We start from the raw sequence: 18647 nt of genomic DNA, 5'->3' as shown, positions 1-18647 counted from the left end.
TTGTCTTTTTAGCGAACGTTCATGGACAGCTCGATGAATTTGTTGGCGAGCTTGGCTTTCTGGAGGACTTCTTCGGTGATGTCCTGGCCAGCCTGTACGATTACAATGCCATTGTCCATTTTGATGTCACGGGTGGCTTTTTTGCCGAGCAGGAAGCGGCGATGACGCTCTTCCGTTGCTTTGTCGGCAGCAGCCTGTTTGGCTGTATCGGCAGCCGGAGCAGCTGGTGCAGCCGGGGCTGCCTTCGGCGCTTCTTTTTTCGGCTCAGCTTTTGGTGCTGGAGCAGCTGGTGCAGCCGGGGCTGCTTTCGGAGCCTCTTTTTTGGGCTCTTCTTTTACTGCTGGAGCAGCTTTGGGAGCTTCTGGAGCTTTTTCCGGCTCAGCTTTCGGTGCTGGTGCCTCAGCCTTGGGAGCTTCCGGTGCCTTGGGGGCCGGTGCAGCTTTTGGTGCTTCTGCTGCTTCCGGAGCCTTCGGCGTTACTGGCTTATTTTTTTTTTCACCGTTCGGATCGATGACGGTTACCTGTTTACCAAAGATAGAAATCTGGTCGCAGGTAACTTCCGTAGTCGTTCCGTCCGGTGCAGTGATTTCACATTTTTCGATTTTGCCGTCGTCCCCGATGAAAAGCTCGGAAATGTTGCCCTGAATGGTACCGGATTTGGTGATGGCCTTGGTGCCGATGACGCGAATGTTTTCATCGAGCAGTGCTTCATAATCGCCGGCATCGGAGAGGCTCAGGATGTTTTCGCTGTTGGTAACGGTTACGGCATCATCACCGATGGCAATGACGGATTCATACGGAATCAATTTAACCCCGCGGTACCAATCTTCATCTTCGATGGTTACGGCTGCGACAGTACCATTTTTGGCATCGATAAGCAGGGTTTTGCTCATGCCCAGCTCACGGCCTTCGGTGATGCTGATGACTGGAAGGCCAAGGATTTCTACGCTTTTCTTCATGAATATTCCTCCATTGTATTAGCTGCTCTATTCTGTTGGCTGCTGGAATTCAGCTTCGATTTCCTGCAGGATGTTCGCCGGGATATCCGGGAACGGAGTTGAGAGCGCGTGATGTTTGGATAATATATCCTGGACGATGGTCAGATAGCGGGTGTTCTTGATGAATTCCTGCTTCATGTCATCGTTCGATGCAATGATTGGAAGGGACAGGGCTTTTTGGTAAGCTTTGATGGCTTCTTGATAGTGGGCCTGTTCCTTATAAAGATTGACGAGCTCGATGATGAGGAACGGAGTGTAACTGTCCTCGGGATAGCTCTTGATTGCCTGTCGGTAGGCACAGATGGCAGCGTCCGGCAGCTTTGGGGCCTTGTCGTAGGCATAATCGAGGAGGCTGTCCAAGGTGTCCAGGGCAGCGACTTCCTGCTGGTATACCTGCTGTTTGGCTTTGGCTTCTTGCTGAGCCTTGAGTTCGGCAGCGGCCTTTTGGCGTGCCTCGTCTTTTTCGGCTTGCAATGCCTTGGCATGAGCCAGAGCTTTTTCTTTTGCCTCGGCTCGGGCTTTGGCAGCCCGGGCAGCAGCGTCTTCCTCGACAGCTGTTTCTTCTGCGGGCGCTGGTGCTGGTGCTTCCTTAGCAGGCGCGACGGCAGCTGCAGAAGAAACAGCTTCGTTGGCGATTACGGCGGATTCTGCTGCCGGAGCCTCTTCTTTGGCTTCGGCAATTGTCTCGGTACTGAGAACCTCAGCGACCGGCACGGGTTCTTCCTTGATGGGCTCTGGGATGGCGTTCGGACACTCGACCGTGAGGTCGGTCTCTTTTGCTCCACGGCGCAGCAGCTTCTCGTTGACGAAAGTGACACTGGCGGCTGCTACGATTACGAGTATTCCCAGCCGCATATAATGGGATGGGTCAAGGAAGGGACTCATGGAGATGGCCACGGCATTTACCAGGAAGGCCATAATGGCGCAAAGCACTAGCGAAATCCATTTCATCTCAATGCCGATAAAACGGCAGAGATGGTAAATGAGGAAAATGCTGACGGCCATAATGGAGCCCGTTACCAGGATAAATGTCATGTTGCTCACCTCTTCCTGTGTTTGGGCATAATACCACTAAGTTTCTAGATTCGACATAGTGGGGGAAAATCCTGCTGCCGTTTGCAGATTTTCCCTACTATTATAACATGTTGAGGTACGTGGAAACAATAGAAAATTAAGACTGGGAATCGTCAGGAAAAAGCTGATGGGGATAGAGTATTTTTTCGCGTTTGTGGCAGATTTTGACGAAGTTTTATAGTATAATAGAAGGAACAGAAAGGAACGATTCACTATGATGTTTGAGCAAGAGGCTGTAATTCATCACGACAGCGGCATCCATGCCCGCATTGCGGCGATGATTGTCCAACGAGCAAAAGAACTCGGAAAGAAATACGGTACGCCGCTATATCTCCGCAGTGAGCGAAGCGAGCGGTTTGAGATGCACAGCTTGATGAAATTGGTGGCCCTCAAAATCAGCTGCGGTGATTCGTTGTTTGTGGCAGCAGAAGGCGATGAAGGGCGGCAGGCTGTCTACCAGATGGTCCGCTTCCTGGAAAGTGATTTCGAAATGAATTCTCCAGGGGAGATTCACGAGATGGATTTGCTGTTGCATGAGAATGCCTTGATGCAGGAACGCCTGCAGATGATTCTCGAGGCGGTGCAGGATGGCATCTGTGTCGTTGACCGGACGGGAGAAATCACCTATGTAAATCCTTCCTATCTGCGAATTGTTCACAAAACGCCAGAGATGGTCGTGGGGCAGAATGTCTTTCAGACAGCTCCGGACGGCAATCGCTGTGGGGTATTGCGATCGGGCGTGGCGCGCATTGGCAGCATCAGCCATAAGAAAGACGGCACTACCGTCGTGGCTAACGTCAATCCGATCTTCGTCGATGGCGAGATTGCCGGTGTCGTGTCGGTTATCAAGGATATCACGGAACTGCAGAATCTCATGGCCCGGCTGTCGCAGGTATCGGCCCGGGCCGAATATTTGGAACAGGAACTTTTGCGCACCAAGAAGACGGCGCAGGCATTCAAGAATTATATCGGCAAAAGCGGCAAGGTTGTCGACGTGCTGGCACTGGCTTCTAAGGCTGCGGGGTCATCGGCTACGGTACTGATCCGCGGTGAGAGCGGTACGGGTAAAGAAGTGATTGCCGAGGGGATTCACTATGCCAGTGAACGTCGACGGGGGCCATTCATCCGTGTGAATTGCGGGGCGATTCCGGGAACGCTGCTGGAGTCAGAACTCTTCGGACACGAGAAGGGGGCATTCACCGGAGCGGTTCGCCGCAAGCTGGGCAAATTCGAGCTGGCGGATAAGGGAACCATTTTCCTCGATGAAATCGGCGAGATGGATAAGAACATGCAGGTGAAATTGCTGCGTGTTCTGCAGCAGAAGGAATTTGACCGCATCGGCGGCGAAGAGACCGTACATGTTGATGTGCGCATTATTGCGGCCACCAACCGCAATTTGGAACAGATGGTAAAAGACGGCACGTTTCGCGATGACCTATACTATCGTCTCAATGTCATTCCTATCAGCCTGCCGCCGCTTCGTGACCGCGTCGATGATATCCCGCTTTTGGTGGAGCATTTCATTGAAAAGGTCAGCGTGGAAAGTGGCAAGCGGGTTCGTGGGATTTCGCCGGAAGCGATGGAAGTTTTGATGGCTTACAAATGGCCGGGGAATGTCCGCGAACTGGAAAATGTCATTGAACGGGTGATAACGCTGATGGACAGCGATCGGATTATCGTTGCATCGCTTCCTTCGTATATAAAAGGCGAGATGGCTGTACGGGAAGTGCAGCATTTCACGGCGGATACCGCTGTGCTGCCCTGGGAAGAATATGAAAAGCAAATCATCGCCAATGCCCTGAACCAGTGTGGAAGTTTCAATGCAGCGGCTAAAATGCTGAAGATTACGCATAAGACAGTGGCGGCAAAAGCACGAAAATACGGTTTGGTGGAATAAAGTTGGTAAATTTTACCGATGGGTAGTAAAATTTACCAACATATTGAATTGTTTTGGTATTTTTTACCAAAACAATTAACGCCATTTATTTGAGAAAATGGATATATAATTTTAGGCTTTTGCTGAACCCTTATTTTACAAGGGTTCAGAGAAAAGATATAGAAATTTTTTCCAATCTGCAAAAGTTGGCACGCATCTTGCATATTATTATGGCAGTTAGTCAAAACGTGCTGACCTCCTGCAGGGGCAGGAAAAAGAGAGTTTTTTACATTTTAGATGGGAGAGGTATAATAATGACTCAGGAAACTATCACGATCGAGAACAAAACTGGTATTCATGCTCGTCCGGCATCCATTTTCGTTCAGACGGCTACGAAATTCAAATCCAAGGTTCAGATCCAGGCTAAAGGCAAGACGGTTGATGCTAAGAGCATCCTCATGATCATGAGCATGGGCCTTGTCAAAGGCACGGAGATGACGATCGTTGCTGATGGTCCGGATGAGGCTGAGGCAGTTAAGGCTCTGAAAGATCTCGTTGCTTCCAAGTTCGGTGAGGAATAATTCACAGCGCTGAGCAATGTTGCACAATAGAATAGCCTTCTCCCGGGAGGACTCCTGGGGGGAGGCTTTTCGTGCAGTTTTAGTAATATTTCGATAGTATAAGAAAAGGCTTTCATTTATCATTGGCACATGGTACGGATAGAGAGTTTTTTTTCAGGGGGAATAAAGAAAATGGCAGAGACGATTCGCGGTAAAGGCGTAATTTCTGGTATTGCAGTTGGTAAAATCATGTTGGCTGGACAGAATCTGGACGGCTATCTCGTGAACTACCAGCCGGAGAGCAAAGAGACGGAGCAGGAAAAAGCTACGGCAGCCCTGACGGCTGTTGCTGAGGTTCTGCGCGAGAGCATTGAGCGTCTGCAGAAACAGGAGATGGTTGAGCAGGCTGCTATCATGGAAGCACATCGCATGATGGTTCAGGACCCGATGATGGCGCAGAAAATCGAGGAGAAACTCGATGAGAATCCGAGCGCACCGCATGCAGTTCTCAAGGCTGCTGAGGAACAGGCTCAGATGTTTGAGGCTATGGACGATGAGTATTTTGCTGCTCGTGCTGTTGACCTGCGCGATGTCGGTAAGCGCGTAGCAAAATACATCCTCGGCGTTAAAGAGCCAGAAATCGGCGATGAGAAGGTAATTCTCTGCGGCCGTGAAATCGAGCCGTCCGTTATCGCTGGCATGCCGACGGATAAGATTGCCGGTGTTCTTTTGGGCTCGGGCAGCACGACGGCACATGCTGTTATCATCGCTAAGGCTCGTGCTATCCCGACGATTGTCGGCCTCAACAAAGAAGACCGCATCGACAAGATTGCCGATGGCGACCATGTTGTCATCGATGGCGAAGCAGGCCAGATTGTCATCAATCCGAGTGAGGCCGAGATGGCTGAGTACAATGAGAAGATCAAGAAGCAGCAGGAGATGGCTGCTCACTATGCTCAGCTCAAGGATCTGCCGGCGGTTACGACGGATGGCGTAAAAGTTGACCTCATGGCTAACATTGGTACGCACATGGACGTTGACAACGCACTGACCTATGGTGCAGAGGGCGTTGGCCTGTTCCGTTCGGAGTTCGTATTCATGGGCCGTCAGGACATCCCGAACGAGGAAGACCAGTTCAAGGCTTATAAGGAAGCTGTTGAGAAATGCGGTGGAAACCTCTGCGTTATCCGTACGATGGATATCGGTGGTGACAAACCGCTGCCGTACCTCAACATTCCGGAAGAGGAAAACCCGTTCCTCGGTTACCGTGCAGTCCGCATCAGCCTGCAGCGCCGCGACCTCTTCATGCCGCAGCTCAAGGCTATCCTGCGCGCTGGTAAATTCGGTAAAGTCGGCATCATGGTTCCGATGATCATCAATGTCGCTGAGTTCAAGAAAGTTAAAGAGCTCATCGAAGAGGCTAAAGTGGAACTTACCCATGAGGGCAAGGCTTTTGCTGATGACGTTCAGGTTGGTATCATGGTTGAGACGCCGGCAGCTGCTGTTATGACGCCGGTACTCGCTAAGTACGTTGATTTCTTCTCCATCGGTACGAACGACCTCGTTCAGTACACGCTGGCTTGCGACCGTGGTAATGCAAGCATCTCGTACCTCTACAACCACTTCAACCCGGCTGTTCTGCAGCTCATCCAGCGCACGATTACGAGCGCTCGTGAGAACGGCATCTGGGCTGGTATGTGCGGTGAGATGGCTAGTGACCCGAATGCCGCAGTTCTCCTGATGGCTATGGGCATCAGCGAGCTCTCCATGAGCGCTCCGTCCATCCCGCGCGTCAAAGAGAAGATTCGCAACATCAGCTCCATCAAGGCTAAGGAAATCCTGGCTGACGTCATGAAGATGGAAGATGGCGACGAAATCAAAGCATATCTCGCTAAGATTCTGTAAGAATACGTATTATATCGCTTGAAACTAAAAGCCCCTGGAAAAAGGATTTGTCTCCTTTTTCCAGGGGCTTTTTTGCAGGGATTTGCAGATTTATGGAGAACTAGTAGGGGGAATTAAATGGCAATATAGGGAGGAAAGAATGGTGAAAAAGGTAGTATTGGCAGCGATGATGTTAGCCGGTTTTGGGTTGTTTCCGCAGGCAGGTAATGCTGCGATGCAAGGACTCAATACGGAGGGCGGCTTGTATGTGACCAACTGTGAGAGCTGGGTCAGCCTCCGGTCTTATGCATCGACAGAGGCACCGGTTTTAGCAAGAATCCCGCTGGGGACTAGGGTGGATATTATCGATGATAATGATCCCTGCTATCGGGATATGGTATTTGCCCATGTGCAGTATCAAGGAAAGCGCGGGTATGTACTCTATAACTATCTGACTGCGAAGTGGACGATGTACCGTGTCGTCAATTGCAACGAGTGGATTAGCCTGCGCACGGAACCGTCGACGGAGGCTGAGACTGCCGCACGTATCCCGCGGGGGGAACTGGTACGCCTGGTAAAGCCCGCAGAAAATGGCTTTTATTATGTTGACTATAACGGTAAATTAGGGTATGCCCTGTCGTACTACTTGGACTAAGGGGAAATGTACGTAATGCAAAGGCGGTCCGCTGATTCGCGAGAGTCAGCGGACCGCCTTTTGAGATGAAATTTACGTGAGGAGAAATATCGTGTATTATAAAGTCATAGATAAGCGAACGAAATAAACCGCGGAGGGATAAAATATATATGGAAGAAAATAGCAATGAGATGATTTCGCAGGTTGGTAAGAATATCCAGGAAAAAGCAGCACTGGTATGGTCGGTAGCGGATGACCTCGTAGGAGCCTTCAAACCGCATGAATATGGCTTAGTAGTTTTGCCGATGGCGGTCATCAAGCGTTTTCATGACTGCCTGCTGCCGACGCAGGAGAAGGTTCTGGAAACTTATGCAAAAGTCAAGGAGCTGGCTGTCAAGGATGGCTTTTTGAAGAAAGCTTCTGGTTATCAGTTTTATAATACCAGCAAGTTCACGTTTAAGACACTGGTTGCTGACCCGGAAAATATCGAAGACAATTTCAAGGCCTATCTGAATGGCTTCTCAGATAACGTACAGGATATCCTTGCCCGCATGGATTTTCAGGCACAGATTAATCGCATGGTGGAAGGCGGTCTGCTTTATCAGGTCATCTCGGACTTCAATTCCGACAAAGCCGATTTCTCCCCCGAAAATGTGGCTGCCGTCGATATGGGCTATATATTCGAGAATCTCGTTCAGCGCTTCTCTGAGTCCTACAATGAAGAAGCCGGAGCGCATTTCACCAGCCGCGACATCATCTATCTGATGTGTGACCTGCTGGTGGCTGGCGATAAGAATGCCTTTGAAGAGGATGGTATCTCCAAGACCGTCTACGATATGACCATGGGCACCAGCCAGATGCTTACCTGCATGGAAGAACGTCTGAAGGCTTTGGATGCGGATGCTGATATCAATGTATTTGGACAGGAGTTCAATCCCTTCACCTTCGGTATTGCCAAAGCCGATATGCTGATTCGTGGCGGCGACCCTGATAATATGCAGTTCGGGGATACCCTCTCCGATGATAAATTCACGGGCTATGAGTTCGACTATATCATTTCAAATCCGCCTTTTGGCATTCCTTGGAAGCGCGAGGAAAAAGAAGTCACCGCAGAGCATAAGAAGGGCGCTAATGGACGATTCGCCCCAGGGCTGCCATCAAAATCGGATGGTCAGATGCTCTTTATGCTGAATGGTGTAGCCAAACTGAAAGACACCGGGCGCATGGCTATCATTCAGAATGGTTCTTCGCTGTTCACGGGGGACGCTGGCTCTGGTCAGTCCGAAATCCGCCGCTATCTCATTGAAAATGACTGGCTGGATGCCATTGTACAGCTGCCGAATGATTCGTTCTATAACACGGGGATTGCGACCTATGTATGGATTGTTACCAAGGACAAGCCCGAGGAACGCGCTGGCAAAGTACAGCTCATCGATGCCAGCCAGTGCTATACCAGCCGCCGCAAGAACATCGGTAACAAGCGGGTGGACATCACAGGTGCCTGCCGTGAACTTATCGTCAAACTCTATGGAGATTACACGGATGGCACCTTCAAGGACACGGACGAGAACGGCAACGAGATTACTGTCAAAAGCAAAGTGCTGGACGCCGTAACCCTTGGCTACAACAAGATTACGGTGGAATCCCCGCAGCTGGATGAAAACGGCGACAAGGTTCTCAAGAAGAACAAGCCCGTGGCTGACACCAAGAAGCGTGACACGGAAAACGTCCCCTTGGAGGAAGATATCGATGCCTACTTCGAGCGGGAAGTTCTGCCTTATAATCCTGATGCCTGGATTGATAGGAAAAAGACTAAGGTGGGGTATGAGATTCCCTTTACCAGGACGTTCTATGAATATAAGCAGATTGAGCCTGCGGAGGCTATTGCCAAGCGGATTGAAAAACATGAGAAAAGCCTGATGAGCAAACTCCATGAGTTGTTTGGGGAAAATGAGTAAACGAAAAGCCGTCCAATGAATGAACGGCTTTTCTCCCTCAACGGCTGGCCTTTGCCCGAGGTGCTTACTGATTGCTGTACTACTTCATCAGCACGGTGAATAAATAGTTGGCTACCAATCCGGCAATCAATGAAAGCAGGAAGTCACGCAACAGGTCTAGGTTGTTCATCGCTAACCCTCCCTTCCGCTGAGAGGTGCACAGCGAAATTATTATAGCATTTTTTTGTGTGTTGTGCTACAATAGCAGTAGGTTTAGGATGTTCATTGCTGACGGCGTTACGGGTTGGCCGCCTGTAACGCAAGGGTCCGCTAGATGAACAAAGAAAGAGCCATTCCTACGGGGATGGTTCTTTTCGTATGTAAAATTTTATCCGTGACAATAGTATTAGCAAGATGGTGGGGGAAGTCGATGAAGGCGATAATGCGGGATGCGGCAGAGCTAAAGGATAGTGGTATTGGATATTTGGGATATATTCCTCAAAATTGGCAATTAGCTAGTGCAAAGTTTTTTGTTTCCATTTCTAATGGAAGTGACCCCAAAACAGATGGTGAGACACCTGTATACGGAAGTGGCAAGGGGAGTTTTAGAACTTGCGGAGAAAGTAAAGACGGTCCTACTGTCTTGTTAGGACGTAAAGGGACTGTAGATATTCCGCAATATATAGAAGGTAAATACTGGAATGTAGACACGGCATTTGATGTGAAGGCTAAATACGGATATTCTTTACGGTTCTTTTACTATTTATCGACTTGTTTTGATTACAAAAGATACTCTACTCAAACGGCGTTACCAAGTATGACACAATCTAATTACAATAGTATGCGAATTGTTGTCCCATCTTTTAGTGAACAAAATTCAATATATGAATATCTTGATGACCGTTGTTCCAAGATAGATGCTATCATTGCTGAAGCTAAAGCCAGTATTGAGGAATACAAGGAACTGAAACAGGCGGTTATCTATGAAGCTGTTACTAAGGGATTAGATAAGAATGGAAAAATGTATAAGACAAATAATATATGGATACCTTTGTTGCCGGAAAACATACGTTTAAGCCGATTAGGACTTCATTATGAAGTTATATTAGGCAAAATGTTATGTCCAAAATCAAGAAATGATGAAGATTCTTTAGAACCATATATTTGTGCAGCTAATGTCCATTTTGATGGTATTTCTGGCGAATTAAAATCTATGTGGTTTAATGACGCAGAGAAATCACAATACGCTGTGCATTGCAAGGATATGCTTATTGTAGAAGGCGGGGCTGGAGCTGGTGGGGCAGCAATAGTTGAAGAAGAACCATCAACAGAAACATATATCCAAAATTCAATAATGATTGTTAGAGCTAAAGATTCTAAAGATAATAGATATGCTAGATATTTAGTTGAAGCATTAGTTAAGCGTGATTATGTAGACTTTGTTTGCAATAAAGCAACAATACCACATTTTACTAAAGAAAAAGTATCTACTATACCATATCCTGTATTTAGCATAGAGGAGCGAAAACGAATAGCAGATTATCTTGATGCAAACACGAAACAAATGGATGCTTTAATTTCCGAAAAGCAATCCCTTATCGAAGACCTTGAATCCTACAAAAAATCCCTTATCTACGAAGTAGTCACCGGCAAGCGGAAGGTGGTGGCTTGATGGCTAAGTTTAATATCCGTAATAGCACAGTAGATTTTCTCGTTTTCACCAAAGACAGCGGCGCAGGCTCCATCGAAGTGCGTGTGCAGGACGGTGATGTATGGCTGACGCAGAAGGCCATGGGAGAGCTCTTTGATATTGACCGTAGCGTTGTTGCCAAGCACTTGAAGAAAATCTATACGGATGGGGAACAGGATGAGAATGCAACTTGTGCAAAATTTGCACAAGTTGCTGATAATGGAAAAACCTATCAATATAAGTTCTACTCTTTGTCGGCCATTATCGCCGTGGGTTACAAAGTAAACTCCCAGCGGGCTATCCAATTCCGCCAGTGGGCTACCAAGGTGCTGGACACCTTTGCCAAGCAAGGATATGTGTTGGACAAGAACCGTCTTATCAATGGTCAGATTTTTGACGAAGACTATTTTGACCACCTGATTTCCGAGATTCAGGAGATTCGCGCCAGTGAGCGGCGATTCTATCAAAAAATCACGGACATCTACGCCACGGCGGTGGACTATACGCTGGACAGCAAGACAACCAAGGATTTTTTTGCTACCGTGCAGAATAAGATGCACTATGCCGTTCACGGCAGTACAGCGGCAGAGCTCATCATGGACAGGGCCGACCACAAGAAGGAACACATGGGGCTGACTTCTTGGAAAAACGCCCCAGATGGAAAAATCGTCAAGGCTGACGTGTCAATTGCCAAGAATTATCTGGCTAAAGAAGAAATGCAAGAGCTTAACGAGATTGTCACCATGTATCTGGACTACGCCACCCGTCAGGCCCGCCGCCATATCCCCATGACCATGGCTGACTGGGCCAGCAAATTGGATGCTTTTCTGCAATTCAATGATGCAGAAATCCTCCATGACAAGGGAAAGGTGTCAGCAGCCATTGCCAAAGCTTTTGCCGAAAGCGAATTTGAGCAATATCGTGTCTTGCAGGATAAGCACTATGTCAGCGACTTTGACAGGCTGATGCAGGAAGCGGACAATTAAAACAGCGATAATGTCTTTGTGAAAAGGACAACATGAAAAAACAGGTTAAGTAGGTGATGTCATTGGCAGAAAATGAAAAACAGTTTGAAGCGAACATCGAAAAGTTCCTGATATCGCCAGAAGGCGGCTATGAGCCAGCAGATGATTCCGGGTATCGGAATTCTATCGATATGGCATTGGACATTGAGACGCTGGTAAAATTTGTCAAAAAAACGCAGCCGATTATGTGGCAGCGTTTCGAACGTCAGTGTAATTCTGATCCACTGCGCAAGTTCTACAAATGCTTTGAGGATGCAGTTTTGGCGGATGGACTCATTTCTGTTCTTCGTCATGGCTTTCGGCATCGTGGCATGGATTTTAAGGTATGCTATTTCAAGCCGGAATCCACCCTCAATGAGCAGGCAGTCAAGCATTATCAGCAGAACATTTGCCAATGTATCCGTCAATGGCATTATACGGATAAGAACAAGAATAGCGTGGATATGATGCTGGCAGTCAATGGTATCCCCGTGATTGCCATTGAGCTGAAAAATCAGCTGACGGGACAGAGCATCGACAATGGCATGGCGCAGTGGATGTATGACCGTGACTTTCGGGAACCGGCTTTTCGCTTGAATCACCGTATCCTGGCTTTCTTTGCGGTAGACCTTTACGAAGCCGCGATGACTACGACCTTGAATGGCGATAAGACCTTCTTCCTGCCATTTAACCAGGGCAGCAATGGCCCCGGCGCTGATGGTGGCAAAGGAAATCCCCAGACTGCGGACAATGATTATGTCACCAGCTATCTTTGGAAAACTGTCCTGCAAAAAGACAGTATGCTCGATATCCTGCAGAAATTCATAAGCTATCAGGTTATGCAGGAGAAAATCAAACAAAATGGAAAGCTGGTCAATGTTACCAAGAAGAAACTCATTTTTCCACGTTTCCATCAGCTGGATGTTGTCCGCAAGTTGATTTTCGATGTCCGCGAATATGGTTCGGGTCGTAATTATCTGGTTCAGCATTCGGCAGGTTCGGGAAAATCGAATTCCATCGCCTGGACAGCCTATCGTCTGGCATCGCTCCATAATGCAGACAATGAACCAATCTTTACCTCCGTTGTCATCGTAACGGATCGCCGCAACCTTGACGCCCAACTGCAGGATACCGTCACAGGCTTTGACCACACCCTTGGCAGCGTCGAAACCATCGGTGAGAAAAAGACTTCCCAGGATTTAAAACGGGCAATCAATGCCGGCAAGCGTATCATCGTCACGACACTTCAAAAATTCCCAGTTATCTATGAAGAAGTAAGCGACACCGCCGGCAAGCGTTTTGCCATCATCGTCGATGAAGCACATTCTTCGCAGACCGGCAGCTCAGCAATGAAGATGAAAGTGGCTTTGGCGGATACTTCGGACGCATTGAAAGAATATGCGGAAATCGAGGGGAAGGCAGAGGATGAACTTCTGGATTCTGAGGACCGCATGGTTCGTGAGATGATTGCCCATGGACGTCATCAAAACCTTTCCTTCTTTGCCTTTACCGCTACGCCGAAGCAGAAAACCTTGGAGATGTTCGGCACCGAATTCACCGATGGTTCCTTCCATCCCTTCCATATCTATTCCATGCGTCAGGCTATCGAGGAGGGCTTTATCCTCGATGTGCTGCAGAACTATACGACCTACAAGACATGCTATCAGTTAGCTAAAAATGTAGACGATAATCCTGATGTACCACAGTCTAAAGCCTTGAAGATGATTAAGCGGTTCAGCGAACTGCATCCGTATAACATTCAGCAGAAGTCCGCCATCATCGTAGAAACCTTCCGTGATATTACGAAAAAGAAACTCAAGGGGAAGGGCAAGATGATGGTCGTTACCGCTTCACGCTTGGCAGCTGTCCGCTACTTCCATGAAATCAAGCGGTATCTTGCCGCGAATCATTATGATGATGTAGAAATCCTCATTGCCTTTTCCGGCAGTATCAAAGACCCGGATGATGCCAGTGACAGGGAATATACGGAAAGCAATATGAACGTGGATGCCGAAGGCAACACCGTATCCGAAGCACAGACTAAGCAGGTATTCCATGACGAAGGCAATATCCTCATCGTGGCGGAGAAATACCAGACCGGTTTTGATGAACCTCTGCTGCATACGATGATTGTCGATAAGAAGCTGCGTGGCGTAAAAGCGGTTCAGACCTTATCCCGCTTGAATCGCTGTCATCCGGATAAGGAAGATACCTTTATTTTGGATTTCGTCAACACGAAGGATGAAATATTGGAAGCATTCCAGCCATTCTATCAGGAGACTTACTTGGAGCAGGAAATCAATACGGATACCATCTACAAGGTGCAGAAGATGCTCCATGAATATAAGATTTATGACGAAAATGACATCGAAAATGTCAATCAAATCTATTTCGATGAGAATGCCCGCAAGAACAACCGGACACAGGCTGCCATAACCAATACGCTGTTGCCAGTACAGCACAAGTACAATGACCTGAATCAGGAGCAACGCTATCAATTCCGCAAGCTTTGCCGCACCTTCGTGAAATGGTACGCCTACATCACGCAGATTACGCGGATGTTTGATAGCCCCCTGCATCAGGAATATATCTTCTGTTCTTATCTGGCAAAGGTTCTGCCCAGTGACCCGGCAACGCCTTTTGATTTGAACAACCGCGTGCGCCTGGAATTCTATAATCTGCAAAAAACCTTTGCGGGTTCCATTGAATTGGTAAAGGAAGAAAAAGGTGAGTTTGGACCTGCTAGGCCGAAAAAACCAGTCAAACAGGAAGAAACCCTAAGTCCGCTCGAAGAGGTTATCGCCAAAATCAACGAACAGTTCGCCGGGCAATTCGAGGAAGGCGACCGCGTAGTAGCTACCGTCCTCTATGAAAAGCTAAAGAATAACAAGAAATTAAAAAAAGCTGCCCAAAACAATGGACAGCAGATGTTCATGAAAAACGTATTTCCGGGAATTTTTGATGAGACGGCACAAACTGCCTACATCGAAAGCACGGAAACATTCACGCGGATGTTTCAGGAATCGGAACGCTACCATGCTATCATGAATGCGTTGGCGGCCGTTATGTTCCATGAGTTTCAGAAATAAATACAAAAATGGAGCTGGGGCACAGCTCCATTTTTGTATTTATTTGATTTCGCCGATATCCATGCTGATATCGAGGGCTTTGACGCTGTGGGTGAGTGCTCCGACAGAGATGATGTCGACGCCGCTTTGGGCGGCTGCGGCAAGGGTGGTTTCGTCGATGCCGCCAGAGGCTTCGACGATGGCCCGATGGTCGATGAGATTTACGGCTTCTGCCATCTGGGCCGGAGGCATATTATCGAGCATGATGACATCAGCACCGCCTTCCAGGGCTTCTTGAACGCCTTGGATGTCTTCGACTTCGATTTCGATTTTGGTCATGTGGGAGGCATAGGCGTGGGCGCGGCTCAGGGCTTCTTTGATGCCGCCGGCTACCTGGATGTGATTGTCCTTGATGAGGATGGCATCGTAAAGACCAAGGCGGTGATTGGCACCACCGCCAACTTTGACTGCGTATTTGTCAAGCAGGCGCAGGCCTGGTGTAGTCTTGCGCGTGTCGACGAGTTTTGCTCCGAACGGTGCGGCAATGGCTGCGAGTTTATGGGTGCGGGTGGCAACTCCGGATAGATGCTGTAAAAGATTCAGTGCCAGCCGCTCGCCGGATAACAGGGTACGGGCTTTGCCATCGATGGTGGCAATAACTGAGCTTGGTGTAAGCTGGGCGCCGTCCTCGAGCTTAGCGGTGAATTTTATCGTGGGATCGAGCAGCGTAAAGACGCGCTGGGCGATTTCGATACCAGCGAGGATGCCGGTATCCTTGGCGTGGATGATGGCATGGGCGGTGGCGGTTTCGGGAACGGTGGCAAGGCTGGTAATGTCACCGCTGCCAATATCTTCCTGGAGCCAAGCGATGATTTTGGAATCGAGATCTAACATGGTCATAGTTGAATTTTCCTTTCGTTATAGGGCAAAGCCGATGGCAGCGGCTGCTGTTTTTTCTTCCTTTATGTTTTGGGCATCGTCGTATACAGGCCGCGTATCACTGAAGTGCTTCCGGTAGGCGTCGTCTTTTTGGGGGAAATCGCTGCGGTAATGTGCGCCGCGGCTCTCTTGGCGGCGCATGGCTGCATGGACAATCAGCAGGTCGCAGGTCAGGCGGGCGCGCAGGTCAAGTTCCTCTGGCGTGTGGGCGGCACAGCCTTCGTAACGTTTCGTAAGATCTAGTATTTTTTCCTTCCCACGGGTAAGATCGGCGGCATTGCGCGTGATTCCGAGATAGCGGCTCATGATTTCCTGACTGCGGCGGCAATCCTCCGTGACCGATTCTAAGGGGGCTTCGGAGAGATTTTCTTCCCGCCAATAGAGGCCGCGGTCGGCCTGTGGCAATCGTGTCTTGCCGATAATGGTGGCGACGCGGCGGCCGAATACCAAACCTTCCAGCAGGCTGTTGCTGGCAAGGCGGTTCGCACCCTGCAGGCCCGTGCAGGCGGCTTCGCCACAGGCGTATAGGCCGGTAAGATTCGTGCGTCCCCAGGTGTCCGTTTTGATCCCACCCATCATATAGTGAGCGGCTGGAGCGATGGGGATTAAATCGTTTTCGATATCGACACCGTATTCACGGCAGGTGGCGGCAATCATGGGAAAGAGTTTGGCGGCATTTTTGATATGGCGGGCATCAAGCCAGATATGGGGAGCATTGGCTTTGGTCATCTCTTGGAAGATGCAGCGCGCTACTACGTCGCGCGGGGCGAGTTCGGCCATGGGGTGAAGGGGTGGCATGAAGCGCTTTCCGTCAAGATTGACGAGATGCGCACCAGCACCGCGGACGGCTTCAGAAATCAGGAAATTCGGGCAGCCGGGAAGTGCCAGTGCCGTAGGATGGAATTGCACAAATTCCATGTCGGCTAATGCTGCGCCGGCTCGTGCCGCCAAGGCAGTACCGCTGCCTGTGGCCCCTTCCGGATTGGTGGTGTGCAGAAATAGGCGGCCAAGTCCGCCGGTAGCCAGTACCGTATGCTGGGCGCGCAGACAGATTTTCCGTCCGTGCCAGAGGGCAATGGCCCCATAGCAGCGGCCTTCATGAGTGAGCAGGTCAACGATATAACAGCCTTCCAGAGTGCGGATGTTTGGTTCGGTGGCGGCTAGTACCGTTAAGGCGCGGGCAACTTCGGCACCGGTAGCGTCACCATGACTGTGGACGATGCGGTTGCGGCTGTGACAGCCCTCGCGCCCTAGTGCGAGGGAGCCATCCTCGGTACGGTCGAATTCGGCGCCGTTATTTGCCAGCCAGCGAATGTCGTCAGGACCTTCGGTCACGACCAGTTGGGATACCGATTCGTCGCTTAGTCCGGCGCCAGCGGTGAGGGTATCCTGCAGATGAAGGGCGGGATTGTCATCTTTGCCGAAGGAGGCGGCAATTCCGCCTTGTGCCTTGGCGGTGTTGCTGTCCGCAAGGGTATCGCGGACGGCGAGCAGTACATGATGGCCATGACGTGCCAGTTGGACAGCTGCCGTAAGGCCGGCAACGCCGGAGCCGACTACCAGGCATTCGGTGTTGCGGGTCTCCATATTGCGGGTGTTAAAATTCATCAGATATCGTTGCATGGTTCATTACCCCTCTATCGCAAGCATTTTTTCAAGTGCGGCTGCGGAGCGTTCCCGGATTTCTTCGGGAACGATAATGCGCGGCTCGAGTGTTTTCAAAGAATCGCGTATTTTTTCCAATGTGGTCTTTTTCATGTTGGTGCAAAGCAGGCGACGGGAGGCAAGATGAAATTGTTTGTTTGGACAGCGTTCGGACAGTTCATACAGGACACCTTCCTCGGTGGCGATGATGAATTCTGTCGCTTCGCTTTTTTCGGCGTATTTGATGATGCCGCTGGTGCTGCCAATGTAGTCGGCTAGTTCACGAACCTCCGCACGGCATTCGGGATGCATGAGAACCAGTGCCTGGGGATATTTGATTTTGGCCATGCGGATATCGGTAACGGTAAGCATTCCGTGGATGGGACAACCACCCTGCCATTTCAGCAGTGAGCGGTTGCATTGCTCTTCAGCCCAAGAGCCGAGATTGCGGTCCGGGACGAAGATGACTTCTTTGTCTTTGGGAAGTGAGTCGACGACGGCAGCGGCATTGGAGGAGGTACAGCAGATGTCGCTCATGGCCTTGACCGAAGCTGGCGTGTTCACATAGGAGACGATGAGGGCATGGGGATTGTCAAGTTTTGCTTGACGTACCTGTCCTTCGATGGCGTTGGTGAACATCTGGCAGCCGGCATCGGCAGCTGGCAGCAAGGTGATTTTGTCGGGCGACAGGATGTTGGCGGTTTCCGCCATAAAGCGGACGCCGGCAAATACGATAACATCCGCATCGGTTTCTGCCGCTTGACGGGACAGTCCGTAGGAGTCGCCAGTGAAATCGGCAATTTCCTGAATTTCTTCTGGCTGGTAGACATGAGCAAGGATAATCGCGTTGCGTTCCTTTTTCAGTCGCATGATTTCGTCGATGATATCTTCCATAATAACGCTCCATTTTTTTTTGTAAAGTAAATAATATTGTCTACTGTCATGACAGTAGACAATATTATTATAAACACAAATGTCGATTGTGGCAAGAAGAAGGTAGGAGAAGCGGCGCTTAAAAGAATGGAGCAAATCAATTACCGTTTGCAGGTCTCATTCGAAGCAACTCTTCGCCGCCGCTAGGGGCAGTGCCAACACTACGCGGGAGATGTTTTTCTAAACGAAATTTTTATCTTTAATTAAGCATCGAAAAAGTTGCAAAACGCGCTTCGCTTGAACGGTAGCAATTTTTCGACGAACGGTGAGGATAAAAATTTCGTTCTTCACGAAAAACATCAAACGCTTCGTTTATGGCACTGCCCCTAGCGGTGGCTGAGTCTGTGGCAAGTTTCGCGGGGCTCCCCCCTCCGAGGGTGCAGCAATTCGTGCCGACTCTAACCGA

General features: G+C 49.4%; 13 protein-coding genes. 8 read left to right on the top strand and 5 right to left on the bottom strand.

The window, feature by feature from the left end:
• Positions 1–8: 8 nt before the first annotated feature.
• Positions 9–959: a PRC-barrel domain-containing protein gene (locus T504_RS0109455; protein ID WP_033170837.1), complete on the bottom strand. Its 951-nt coding sequence runs from the start codon at positions 957–959 to the stop codon at positions 9–11.
• A 27-nt stretch (positions 960–986) separates the two neighbouring features.
• Positions 987–2033 (bottom strand): hypothetical protein, encoded by a 1047-nt coding sequence (locus T504_RS13935; RefSeq protein WP_051635312.1) that lies wholly within the window; start codon positions 2031–2033, stop codon positions 987–989.
• Between the two features lie 253 nt (positions 2034–2286).
• On the opposite strand from T504_RS13935, the gene T504_RS0109445 reads away from it, so the two are divergent.
• The 8 genes from T504_RS0109445 (at position 2287) to T504_RS0109410 (ending at position 14746) form a co-directional block, all read left to right on the top strand.
• A complete protein-coding gene (locus tag T504_RS0109445) occupies positions 2287–3969 on the top strand; it encodes a sigma 54-interacting transcriptional regulator (protein WP_033170836.1) in 1683 nt (560 codons plus the stop codon).
• Between the two features lie 293 nt (positions 3970–4262).
• Positions 4263–4529: an HPr family phosphocarrier protein gene (locus tag T504_RS0109440; RefSeq protein ID WP_033170835.1), complete on the top strand. Its 267-nt coding sequence runs from the start codon at positions 4263–4265 to the stop codon at positions 4527–4529.
• A gap of 171 nt (positions 4530–4700) precedes the next feature.
• Positions 4701–6413, top strand: a complete 1713-nt coding sequence (gene ptsP / locus T504_RS0109435) for a phosphoenolpyruvate--protein phosphotransferase (protein ID WP_033170834.1) — start codon at positions 4701–4703, stop codon at positions 6411–6413.
• A 139-nt stretch (positions 6414–6552) separates the two neighbouring features.
• Complete coding sequence (locus T504_RS0109430) at positions 6553–7047, top strand: SH3 domain-containing protein (RefSeq protein ID WP_033170833.1); 495 nt, start codon at positions 6553–6555, stop codon at positions 7045–7047.
• A 149-nt stretch (positions 7048–7196) separates the two neighbouring features.
• Positions 7197–8984 carry a type I restriction-modification system subunit M gene (locus T504_RS0109425; RefSeq protein ID WP_033170832.1) on the top strand — a complete coding sequence of 596 codons (1788 nt, stop codon included), beginning with the start codon at positions 7197–7199 and terminating at the stop codon, positions 8982–8984.
• Positions 8985–9297: 313 nt separating this feature from the next.
• On the top strand, positions 9298–10635 hold the full coding sequence (locus T504_RS13930) for a restriction endonuclease subunit S (RefSeq protein WP_051635311.1): 1338 nt from the start codon (positions 9298–9300) through the stop codon (positions 10633–10635).
• Positions 10635–11639, top strand: coding sequence for a virulence RhuM family protein (locus tag T504_RS0109415; protein WP_033170831.1), 1005 nt, complete (start codon positions 10635–10637; stop codon positions 11637–11639). The genes T504_RS13930 and T504_RS0109415 overlap by 1 nt, the downstream gene beginning before the upstream one ends.
• 62 nt (positions 11640–11701) lie before the next feature.
• Positions 11702–14746 carry a type I restriction endonuclease subunit R gene (locus T504_RS0109410; protein ID WP_033170849.1) on the top strand — a complete coding sequence of 1015 codons (3045 nt, stop codon included), beginning with the start codon at positions 11702–11704 and terminating at the stop codon, positions 14744–14746.
• A gap of 39 nt (positions 14747–14785) precedes the next feature.
• Here the strand turns inward: T504_RS0109410 and nadC are convergent, their stop codons facing one another.
• The 3 genes from nadC to nadA are packed head-to-tail and all read right to left on the bottom strand — an operon-like array spanning position 14786 to position 18202.
• Positions 14786–15625, bottom strand: a complete 840-nt coding sequence (gene nadC / locus T504_RS0109405) for a carboxylating nicotinate-nucleotide diphosphorylase (RefSeq protein WP_033170830.1) — start codon at positions 15623–15625, stop codon at positions 14786–14788.
• Positions 15626–15643: 18 nt separating this feature from the next.
• On the bottom strand, positions 15644–17287 hold the full coding sequence (locus tag T504_RS0109400) for an L-aspartate oxidase (protein WP_033170829.1): 1644 nt from the start codon (positions 17285–17287) through the stop codon (positions 15644–15646).
• Between the two features lie 6 nt (positions 17288–17293).
• The gene (gene nadA / locus T504_RS0109395) at positions 17294–18202 is read right to left on the bottom strand and encodes a quinolinate synthase NadA (protein WP_033170828.1); all 909 of its coding nucleotides are present in this window, start codon (positions 18200–18202) and stop codon (positions 17294–17296) included.
• Positions 18203–18647: the final 445 nt, after the last annotated feature.

The organism is Selenomonas sp. ND2010 (genome assembly GCF_000702005.1).
In the GTDB taxonomy this organism is placed as follows: domain Bacteria; phylum Bacillota; class Negativicutes; order Selenomonadales; family Selenomonadaceae; genus Selenomonas_A.
The sequence above is the reverse complement of the archived record's forward strand: the minus strand, read 5'-3'. Positions and strand labels throughout refer to the sequence as shown.